Annotated in this window: 9 protein-coding genes; 1 reads left to right on the forward strand and 8 read right to left on the reverse strand. The window is 61.1% G+C overall.

What is annotated here, in order from left to right; genetic code table 11:
- Positions 1-13: 13 nt before the first annotated feature.
- From efeB to efeU, 3 genes are read right to left on the reverse strand one after another with little or no spacing between them, the layout of a single operon-like run.
- Positions 14-1,324 (reverse strand): iron uptake transporter deferrochelatase/peroxidase subunit, encoded by a 1,311-nt coding sequence (gene efeB / locus ACEN8Q_RS05350; RefSeq protein WP_413424038.1) that lies wholly within the window; start codon positions 1,322-1,324, stop codon positions 14-16.
- Positions 1,321-2,541, reverse strand: a complete 1,221-nt coding sequence (gene efeO / locus ACEN8Q_RS05355) for an iron uptake system protein EfeO (RefSeq protein WP_413704666.1) — start codon at positions 2,539-2,541, stop codon at positions 1,321-1,323. Before efeO ends, efeB begins: the two co-directional genes overlap by 4 nt.
- Positions 2,542-2,549: 8 nt before the next feature.
- A complete protein-coding gene (gene efeU / locus ACEN8Q_RS05360) occupies positions 2,550-3,389 on the reverse strand; it encodes an iron uptake transporter permease EfeU (protein WP_413428926.1) in 840 nt (279 codons plus the stop codon).
- A 297-nt stretch (positions 3,390-3,686) separates the two neighbouring features.
- Between efeU and ACEN8Q_RS05365 the strand changes: the two genes are divergently transcribed.
- Positions 3,687-4,703, forward strand: a complete 1,017-nt coding sequence (locus tag ACEN8Q_RS05365; RefSeq protein WP_413426739.1) for an AraC family transcriptional regulator — start codon at positions 3,687-3,689, stop codon at positions 4,701-4,703.
- A gap of 105 nt (positions 4,704-4,808) precedes the next feature.
- Here the strand turns inward: ACEN8Q_RS05365 and ACEN8Q_RS05370 are convergent, their stop codons facing one another.
- The 5 genes from ACEN8Q_RS05370 to ACEN8Q_RS05390 form a co-directional block, all read right to left on the reverse strand.
- Positions 4,809-5,279: an LEA type 2 family protein gene (locus tag ACEN8Q_RS05370; RefSeq protein WP_085714953.1), complete on the reverse strand. Its 471-nt coding sequence runs from the start codon at positions 5,277-5,279 to the stop codon at positions 4,809-4,811.
- A 57-nt stretch (positions 5,280-5,336) separates the two neighbouring features.
- Complete coding sequence (locus ACEN8Q_RS05375) at positions 5,337-6,809, reverse strand: nucleobase:cation symporter-2 family protein (RefSeq protein WP_413704667.1); 1,473 nt, start codon at positions 6,807-6,809, stop codon at positions 5,337-5,339.
- 97 nt (positions 6,810-6,906) lie between these two features.
- A complete protein-coding gene (locus ACEN8Q_RS05380; protein WP_413704668.1) occupies positions 6,907-7,614 on the reverse strand; it encodes an HPP family protein in 708 nt (235 codons plus the stop codon).
- A gap of 162 nt (positions 7,615-7,776) precedes the next feature.
- Positions 7,777-8,955 (reverse strand): MFS transporter, encoded by a 1,179-nt coding sequence (locus ACEN8Q_RS05385; RefSeq protein ID WP_413426740.1) that lies wholly within the window; start codon positions 8,953-8,955, stop codon positions 7,777-7,779.
- A 90-nt stretch (positions 8,956-9,045) separates the two neighbouring features.
- Positions 9,046-10,629, reverse strand: a complete 1,584-nt coding sequence (locus ACEN8Q_RS05390) for an ArnT family glycosyltransferase (protein WP_413426677.1) — start codon at positions 10,627-10,629, stop codon at positions 9,046-9,048.
- Between the last annotated feature and the right edge of the window lie 2 nt (positions 10,630-10,631).

A 10,631-nucleotide genomic window follows, 5' to 3' on the forward strand; every position in this document is an offset into this window, starting at 1 on the left:
AGGGTTGTTGTGGTCAGGCGGTAGTTTTTGATGGATGAGCGGGTTGTGTCGCATCAAGCAGCGAGCGACCGATGAAATCCTGGTCGCCGATGACACCGGGCAAGGTGAAGAAATAGCCGCCGCCGACCGGCTTGAGATATTCCTCCAGTGGTTCGCCGTTGAGCCGGGTTTGCACGGTGATGAAGCCTTTTTCCAGGTCGGCCTGGTAGCAGATGAACAGCAGGCCCATGTCGAGTTGGCCGTTCTTGTTCACGCCGTTGGAGTAGTTGAACGGCCGGCGCAGGATCAGGTTGGCCCGGGTCGCGGCAGTGCGCGGGTTGGCCAGGCGAATGTGCGCGTCGAGCCGGGTCAGCTTGCCTTGCGGATCCTTGTTGTAGTCCGGCACCTCGGATTCGTGGGCACCGCCCATGGGTGCACCGGTGCTTTTGACCCGGCCGAGAATGCTTTCCTGTTCCTGCAACGGCGTGCGGTCCCAGCGTTCGACAAAGTTGCGGATGATGCGCACGGCCTGGTAGCTGCCGTTGGCTGCCCACGCTGGCTCATCGCTGCCGGGCTGCACCCAGACGATGCTGTCCATGGCCTTGGCGTCGTTGGAATCGGGGTTGGCCGAACCGTCGCGGAAACCGAGGAAATTGCGCGCGCTCTGTGCTGGCGCACCAGGTTTCGCCGGGGCCTGGGGCGGCACGCTGCCTTCCTGTTTCCAGCGTACCAGCAGCAAGTCCGGCAGGTTTTTCACGATGTCACGCAGCGCATGGATGTTGGTGTCGGTGGTGTTGGCGCAGAACTGGATACTCAAGTCACCATGGCAGCAATCAGGTTCCAGCGCGTCGTTGGGGAAGCCGACCATGCGTGTCAGCCGCTTGGGCTTGGCGTCGGCCAGGCCGAAGCGCTCATCGAACAGCGATTCGCCCACCGACACCGTAACGGTCAGGTTATCCGGGGTCACGACCGGCCCGAGGATGCCCGAGTCCAGAGGTGGCAGCTTCGGATCGACCTGGGTCACCGGGCCGCCCGTCATCAGGAACGCAATGCGCTGGTTCAGGGTGCGAAATAGCCGCTCAAGGTCTTCACGGTCGCTGGCCAACACATCGAAGGACACCAGCATGCCGGCCGCCGGGCGCGGCGTGACAATGCCGGTCTGGTGCTGGCCATGGAACTCGTGGCGGTCAGCGGTTTTGTCGCTGCTCGGCGCTTGCGTGACTTGCGCGGGGCTGGCGGCCATGGCCGGGCAACTGAGGGCCGAGCCGGCAAGGGCGACACCGGCGGCGCCCATGCCCATCAGTACACGGCGGCGCTGGAGGTTGAATTGCTCTGGATCGTTCATCGGTTTGCGTCTTCTGCTAACAGGCCGGAAAGGCCAAGGGCGGGATCGATTTCATTGAGTGCGGTGGCCAGTGCCCTGGCCTTGTCGGCGATCTGTTTGCGCTGCTCGGCGCTGACGCTGTCGTAACTGGCGTAACCGTCGCCCACCTTGAAACCATTGAGTTCGGCGTCGAAGGCGATGAGGGCGCTGTCGATTGTCGGCAGCAACCCGGCCGCGGATTTGCTCAGCAACGGACGCAACAGGTCGACGACTTTGCGCGTGGCGTCGAGGTTGGCGGCGAAGCCGTTCAGGTCGCCATGGCTGTAGCGTTCCTCTTCGCCGCTGCTGGCGCGTACATCGGCGATGCCGTTGAGATTGCGCACCATGATGCTCACCAGTTGCTCCGGCGGCAGTGACTGGGCCAGCAACTGTTGTTTGAGGGTGGTGACGTCCGTCAGTAGTCGCTGGGCAATCGGCGTCAGGTCCGCGAGGGTGCGTTGTTGGAACAGTGCGTATTCGATGCGGTGGAAACCCGTGAAGCCCGGGTCCTGCTCGCGTTTTTCGAAATAGTCGGCGCGGGCATTGATGGCGTTGTCCAGTTCCGCCAGGCGTTGAGCGGCAGGCGCGACACGCTGATACGCCGCGCGCGCCGGCCCATACAAGGCTTGCGCCTGGCTCAGGTCACCGGACTCGATGGCTTGCTGGAGGGCGGTGACGGCTTTGATCAGCGCGGTGCCCTGGCTGTTCAGGTACACGCGGTATTCCGAAAGCGGCCCGACAAAGGCGACCATCGACGGCCTGGCTTTGGCGGCCGCGTCGGAGGCCACTGTCGGCGTGACATGCAAGGTGCCACGCGGGTTGCTAAGCAGTCCGCAAGTGATGCTGTAGTCGCCGGGCAGCAGGTTGGCGTTGATGACCTGGCTCAAACCGGGTGCGATGTTTTCCCGTTCTTCGAGCACCAGCACGCCGTCGAGGATTTCCCATTCCACGGCGCGGTCGGAGCGGTTGACGATACGGAAGCTGGCGCGCCCGGCCGGGACGGTGAGGGCATTGGGTTCGCAGCTGTGCGGGTGGATGGTCACCACCACTTCATCGTGGTTTGCCTGACGCTTGGTCGCCGCCAGCTGCGCGGCGTAGTAGAACAGGCCGCCGGCGGCGATCATGACGATCACCGAGCCGGCCACCGCCCAGCGCAAGGCGCGGGGTGGGGAAGCCTGGGGTGGGGCTTGATTTGGCATGGGAGCCCTTATTGGCTGGAAACGGAAGAGGATTGCCTGGCGGGTGCGCCGGCCGGTGAGAAGAACATCACTAGCGCCACCAGCAGATAGATCAGATACGCACCCAGGGTGCTGACGGTCGGGGCGTCCTGGTAACCGAACATGCCGGCCAGCACCGAGCCCAGCGGGCCATCCATCGGCAGCGTTGTGCTGAAATCGAACAGCACGGTCTGCAGGTGGTTCCAGAGCCCGGCTTCATGCAGCGCCTGTACCGAGTTGGCGAGGATGCCGGCCGCCACCACCAGGATGAACAGGCCGGTCCAGCGGAAAAACGCCGCGAGGTTCAGGCGCATGCTGCCGCTGTAGATCAGGAAGCCGATGACGATGGCCAGGACCAGGCCGAGCAGGGCGCCAATCGGTGCCGCCGGGCCCTGGCTTTGCTGGAATACCGCGAGCAGGAAGAACACCGTTTCCAGGCCTTCGCGGGCCACGGCAAAAAACACCATGGCGATCAGTGCGATCACCTGGTGCCCGGAACCGGTCAATGCGTGGTCGAGGGACTCGTGCAGTGAATGCTTGATCGAACGCGCGACCTTGCGCATCCAGAACACCATGGAGCTGAGAATGCCGACGGCTACCAGTCCAACGATGCCTTCAAACAGCTCCTGTTGTTTCTGCGGGAACTCGGCACTGACCAGTTCCAGGCCACCGCCCACCAGCAGGGCGAGGGTGACGGCAAGAAACACCCCGATCCACATCGCCGGCAGCCATTGGCCGCGACCGGTCTGTTTGAGGTAACTGGCGATGATGCCAACGATCAACGCGGCCTCGACACCTTCGCGCAGCATGATCAGAAAAGGAACAAGCATTCAGCGGCGTCTCGAATTTAGATAGGGTGCCAAGTTGTAACATAATGATACGTATTCCCATATGCTATTGATTGACAATACCTGAACCCAAGCTGAACGAACCTGAAGATCAGCACACCCCCCTGTAGGAGCGAGCTTGCTCGCGATGGACGTCAACGATAACGCGGGCTGTCTGAACCCCCGCGGTGTCCCGGCGTTTTTCGCGAGCAAGCTCGCTCCTACAAGGTGATCTGCGTTGGGTGGGCGGTTTCGGCTAATATGCCCCCACTCGAACAAGAACAGGGCTTGCCGCGATCCATGTCGGAAAAAGACACCATCTCCATCCAACTGGTGCGTGAAGCACTGTTGCAAAGCTGCGCGCCAGGCATCGCCACGGACGAGGTGCTGATCAAGGTTGGCATCGACCCACAGCTGTTGAGCAACGCCGACGCCCGTGTTCCGGCCGCTGCCTATGCGCGCCTGTGGCGGTTGCTGGCACGGCGCGGGGATGATGAGTTTTTTGGCATGGACCCACGCAAACTGAAATCCGGCAGCTTTGCGTTCCTGTGTCGCAGCGCCATGCTCCAGCCCAACGTGGCGGCGGGGCTGGCCAGCGGCCTGGCGTTCCTGTCGTTGATCCTCGAACACCTGCCGGCGCAGTTGGTGCATCAGCAAAGCCTGGCGGAAATCGTCCTGCTGGAGGACGACAAAGACCCGCGCCGGGCCTTCACCTATTTCACCTACTGGATGATCGTGCACGGCGTTGCCTGCTGGCTGGCAGGGCGGCGGATTCCGATTCTGGCGATCGAGCTGCGCTGTTCGAAACCGGATTTCTGCGATGACTATCAGGTGATGTTTTCCGAGAACCTGCGTTTCGACCGTCCGCGCACGCGGATGATTTTCTCCGCCGATTGTCTGGATTTGCCGATCAAGCGCAGCCCCGAGGAACTCAAGCGATTCCTGGCCCATGCACCGGCGAACATTCTGGTGAAATACCGCGATCCGCAGAGCCTGGCAAGCCGTATCAAACATGATCTGCGCCACCTGCCAGCCGAACACTGGCCGGAAACCGAAACCCTCGCGCAACGCCTGTGCATGTCGGCCTCAACCTTGCGCCGCCGACTGGCCGAAGAAGGGCAGACCTATCAAGGCCTCAAGGACGGCGTGCGCAAGGAACTGGCGATTGTCTGGCTGGCCGAGCCGGCGATCAGCTTCAGTGAAATCGCCACGCGGCTCGGGTTCGCCGACGTCAGTTCGTTCTACAAGGCGTTTCGCAAATGGTCGGGGTCAAATCCGGGGCATTACCGCAGCCTGATTCTCAATGACGTCGAGTGAGCCCGGCGACGCAATGACCATTCTTCACGGGTGATTTCGCGGATCTACGTCGGGGAAGTCCCGCTGGCAAATTGAATGGCATCGGTGCGGATCAAGTGCAGCCTTTCAACGGCTGCCAGTGATCGGCCTTGGCAGATTGAGCGTGCCACTGTCCACGAAACGCGTCGTGTTGAACACCCCGCCCGAGAGTTTGCCGTGCAGGATATAAGGCAGGTTGTCGAGTGTTTTCATCTGGCTGATGCCATAGGTCTGGCGGACCACCGAAAGCGCCGAAACGCTGACCGGCACGCTCACGACGGTGTCGGAAAAACGCCCGATTTCGCCCCGCTCATCGGTGACGCCAGAGGCGAATGGCTGGCCGTTGATGTCCAGGTCCAGGGCGACGCCGCTATAAGTAAGGTTGATGTCATTGGGGTTCTGCACGCGGATTTTCACGGCAAAACGCACTTCCATGCCTTCACCTTGCAGGGGCTCGATACCCACGACGTTGACTTTCACCGGGTCTCTATAGGGCAGCGAGGAACAGGCGCTCAGGCAGAGCAGGAGGGAAATCAGGACCGCGTGGACGCTGCGCATGGACGTGCTCTCATCTGAAAAGGGCTGAACCGCCAGCGGCTCAGCCCTCGAGCCCGTCTAGCGGTTTGACTGTGCGTCGACCGCAGCTTTTGCCGGTTCATCCCTGGCGGTCACGTCGGGGTTCTGCATCACCTGAAGCACGGAGGCCTCCGGATCGAATTCGTCTTCCTCCAGCTCGATGAATTCCTCAGGCAGGAAGATATTAAGAACGATAGCGCACAGCGCGCCGACGGTGATGGGCGATTCGAAAATGTTGTGCAGGGCCTTGGGCAGTTCGCGCAAGACTTCCGGCACGGCGGCCACACCCAGGCCCATGCCGAGCGAAATCGCCACGATCAGCATGTTGCGTCGGTGCAGGCCGGCCTCGGCGAGGATCTTGATCCCGGCCACGGCGACGGTGCCGAACATCACCAGCTCCGCGCCACCCAGCACCGGTTTCGGCATCAACTGCAGCACGGCCCCGATCATCGGGAACAGACCAAGCACCACCAGCAGGCCGGCAATGAAAAACGCCACGTAGCGACTGGCCACGCCCGTGAGCTGGATCACCCCGTTGTTCTGGGCGAAGGTCACCATCGGCATGCTGTTGAACACCGCCGCCATGGCCGAATTGAGGCCGTCGGCGAGCAGGCCGGACTTGATCCTTCGAATGTACACCGGGCCTTTGACCGGTTGCCGGGAGATCATCGAGTTGGCCGTGAGGTCACCTGCGGCCTCCAGCGGCGAAACGAGGAAAATCACCGCCACCGGAATGAACGCCACCCAATCGAAGGCGAATCCGTACTTGAATGGTACCGGTACACTCACCAGCGGGACTTCGGGCAGGCTGGTGAAATCCACTTGCCCCATGAGCCATGCCACCACGTAACCCAGGGTCAGGCCGATGACAATCGCGCCCAGGCGCAGAAACGGCACGTCCACCCGGTTCAACACCACGATGGTTCCCAGCACCAGCGCCGCCAGGGCCAGGTGACTGGCAGCACCCAGGTCCGGGGCGCCGAAGCCACCGGCGATGTCGGTCATGGCCACCTTGATCAGCGACAACCCCATCAGCGTGATGATCGTCCCGGTCACCACCGGGGTGATCAGCATGCGCAGTTTGCCGATGAACTGGCTCAACACCACTTCAATGAACGCGGCAAAAAAACACACGCCGAAGATGGTCGAGAGAATCTCGTCGGTGCCGCCGCCCCGGGCCTTGACCATGAAGCCGGCACTGAGAATCACGCTGATGAACGAGAAGCTGGTGCCTTGCAGGCACAACAGGCCGGAGCCCACCGGGCCGAAGCGCCGCGCCTGCACGAAGGTGCCCAGGCCGGAGACGAACAGCGCCATGCTGATCAGATAAGGAATTTCGCTCTGCAGGCCCAGGGCGCTGCCCATGATCAGCGTCGGGGTGATGATGCCGACGAAACTCGCCAGCACATGTTGCAGGGCGGCGAAGACGGTGGCGGTCAGGTGCGGCCGGTCATCGAGGCCATAAATCAGATCATTGTGGCGTGGAGCAGGGGCTTTTTCGGAGGCGGTCATGGTGGTTTGCGTGCCAGAAGGCGGGCCGGGTCAGAAAATGGAGGCGCAGGATGCCAGAACCGCCCGGCCACGGCAAAAGAACCTCAAAAACAGTGGTTTACAGTCGTGGGGCGAGCACCTCGCCAACGCTGCGGCGTTTGGCGTGCAGTTGGCTGGCCTGGATCAACTGTTCGAGGTCCTCGGGTGTGACGTCATAGAACGCTTCCATGTCGGCCAACGCCAGTTTCAGGTCTTCGGCGGTGATGGCCTGACGGTCGACCGGCGAGTGATCGGCGGGGATCATGACCACCGGTTCGCTGGCATTTTTTGGGTAACGAATGCGCGTCAGGTTGTTATAGGCCAGGGCGCAGATCAGCATCGTCGCTGCGCTTAGCATTACCGGTTCAATGGCTTTCCAGCCCATGGCAATGGTGGCCGGATCGGCCAGTACCAGGGTCAGGGCCAATGCTCCGGCCGGTGGATGCAGGCACCGCAGCCAGCACATCAGGATCAACGCCATGCCCGCGGCCAGGCAAGCGCTACCCAGGGTTCGGCCCAGCACATGGGCCACCAGCAACGCAATCACCGCGGCGCTCAGGTAGCCGCCCAGAATTGACCAGGGTTGGGCGAGTGCTCCCGAAGACACGGCAAACAGCAGCACCGCCGACGCCCCCAGCGGGCCGATCAGGTGCTGGGCCACCTCAATGCCGAACACCTGCGCACAGAGCCACACGCTGAGCAGCGTTCCCAAGGCCATGCCAATGGCGGCGCGGCTCCATTCGGTAGGGCGGGTGTTGATGGCAGCGGGCAACCAGCGAGCAAGCATTTCGAGAAAAACTCCGGCAGAAAAAAGCGAGGCAAAAAAAAAGGGCTTGGCTGGGATAACCAGAAAGCCCTTGAAGGTGTTCCAACTGTTGGGGGAGGAACGCGCACAGTGTGCCGTTCAATCCTGCTGCTGACAAATTCATATTAATGAGCTTTCAGTGCATTAATTTTGCTTTGAATGACCCCGTCGGCCGCTTATGTAGCACAGCAAACCACCCACGGCAGCGAGTGCACTCAAGGCATAAAACATCGTCGGTGCCGGGGTGTGCATCAACATGAAACCGCAAATCATCGGGCTCAACGCGCCGCCAAGCGCAGCAAGGTTTTGCGCGCCGTAGTAGCTGCCGCGCAGTTCTTCCGGAGCCAGGGTGTCGACGAAGAGAAACTCGGCCGGGTAAATGATGATTTCGCCGAGAGTGAAGATAAACATCGCCACGCACCAGCTCACCAGGCTGTCTGCCAGGCTGAAACCGATCAGCCCGAGGATGAACAGGCCGGTGCCGGCAACGATCCATTGCCGCAGTTGCTCGCGCTTGAGTAAGCGCCCGATCTGGTATTGCAGCAAGATCACGCTGATGGCGTTGCAGGCGAGCAGGGCGGCCATGATTTCCATGGTGTGGCGGGGATTGCTGACCACCAGCAGGTACTGCGACAGGTAAAACGTAAATCGCCCGTGCACCACCGTGCTGAGCAGGCAACCTGCGGTGAACGTGATCAGGGTGCGGTCGTTTTTCAGGGTGACCAGGGTTTTGAGAAAACTCTGCGCTTGACCGGTCAGAGAAACACTGGCCGGGCCCCCGGGAATACTGGTCATCAAGAAAATACTGAAAAAAGCGATGGCCGCGGCCACCAGGAACGGTGCGCTCGCAAAGACGCCGGCGATCAATACACCGAGCATCGGCCCGACAGCGTAGCCAATGTTGGTCAGTGTGTAGCTCAGGGAAAACGCCTTGGCGCGCTGACCCACCGCAAGGTTGTCACTGAGGATCGCTTTCGAACCGATCAAGAACAGCGATGAGGCGGTTTCGGTGACGATCAGGGTGATTGTTGTCAGGTAAAGGTTTTCAGCAAAGGTCAGCAACACCAGGCCGATAGCACTGGACGCCATCGAGAGAATAAGCAATCGGCGTTTTTCGAAGCGATCGATGATGTAGCCGCCGTAGAGTGAGAGCAGGGTGGCGACGAACACCGCGATGCCGAGCAGCAAACCAACGTCCTGCTGGTTCAGGCCAAGCTTGTCACTGACGAACAGAGTGAGCAGCGGGCTGGTAATGGCGCGACTGACGACGATGGTCAGCGAGCAGATCAGCAGGCGGCGGATCAGAGGGGAGTAGGTGGTCACGGCGTGAATGTCCTTATTCGATCGGGCCGGCATCAGCCCGATCATGGGCGCTACTCTAACAGTCGGACGATTCGATTGTTGCCACGGGATTTACTTGAGGTGCAGCAGCACGAAATCATTCTTGTCGAAACGCCCGCTCAGTACGGGCGGCAATGCACCAATAGCCGTGCCTTGCAATGTCTCGTACGCGTTCAGGTCCATCATCAGCCACGCCGGGCCCTGCAGGGCTTCAAGTTCTGCGGGGGAGTCGGTGAAAACCGGGTGCAGTTCCTGCGGGATATTGACCATGAATTTGATGGCCTTCGCATCTTTGCCCATGCCGTGCATAACCAGCGGTGCCGGGGCTTCTTGCACCCGTTCAAACACCTCGTGGCTGAAGGTCCGGGTATCGTAGAGCTGTCGTTGAACAGGCTCGAATTGCAGGATGTAGAACGACCAGAGTGCCAGGACCGCGCAAAGGGCCAGTGCCTCTGTTCGCCAGCGGGGCTGCTTGAGCGCTGCCACAGCGATCACTTGCAGCACACCGAGAATAATGAACAACGAAGTGAGGTGAGCCACTTCATCGGGAAATTTTCGTCGCACAACCAGCAAGGTCACGATCAGCAACCCTGGGATCAGCAGCCACAGTCCCTGCATCAACCTGCGCAGCCAGGCAAACAATCGACCCTGTGTGGCGTAGAACGGATAGGCCGCCACGATTGCCGCCATGGGCAGCATCGGCAGCAGGTAGCGGGCTTTTTTCGCCTGAGGGATCGAGAGGCCGATCATCACGATCAGTCCGGCGGCGACGCAGTATTGCAGCAGGCGCAATGCCGGGCCGGTTTCCCGGCGGCCGGAGACTCCGACCGCCAACAGCGCCAGCACCGCCAAGGGCCAGGCCAATGCGTAATTACCTACCGAACTGGTGAAGTAATACAGCAAATCGTTGGAACCCTCGGTGCCGTCCATGCGCCCCATGAACTGCATGCGAATCACGTCCTGCAAGAAGTCCGGGCCGCCGCTGACGTCCGCCAGCCACAGCAACAGTCCAACGCACAGCGCCAGCAGCGCCGATGCCAGCAATCCGAAGACAATCAGGCGTCGCCATTGGCGATCGACCAGAAAATAGCTGCAGAGCATCCCCGTAGGAATGACCAGGCCGATTGGCCCGCGAATCCAGAAGCCCAGCATCAGCAAGGCAAAGATCAGAACGTGGCGGCGCGGCGCCGCGAAGTGATCGGCGGCATAGCCCAGGTAGAACACGCTGAACGACACGGCTGCCAGCATCAGGTCGAGGGAAACCGCGCGGGTTTCCGTGATGAAGGTGTTGGTCAGCAGCATCAAGGCGATGCTCAGCAATGCCCAGCGCGTGGAATAGGGCGCCAGCAGGCGGTACATCAATGTGACGATGATCGCTGCGGCGATGGCGCTTGGCAGCCACGCGGTCAGGCTGGTGACCTGGCCGAATGGCAGTGAAAGCAGCCAGATGAATATCGTAGAAAGTCCCGAATAGTCTGCGTAGGGCTGGCCATAGGTCGTTGGAAAAAACGACGGCCCATTGCGCAGCATCTCCTGGGCGAACAGCACGAAGCGCGAATCGAAACCGATGGCGGCCTGCTGATACATCCCGGCGCAGAACAACAACAGCGCCAACAGACCCAGCGCGAGGGACTGTTGGCGGATGTGAGGGATCATGA

Origin of the sequence: Pseudomonas sp. Pseusp16 (assembly GCF_047324915.1) — a bacterium.
Classification (GTDB): domain Bacteria; phylum Pseudomonadota; class Gammaproteobacteria; order Pseudomonadales; family Pseudomonadaceae; genus Aquipseudomonas; species Aquipseudomonas fluorescens_CD.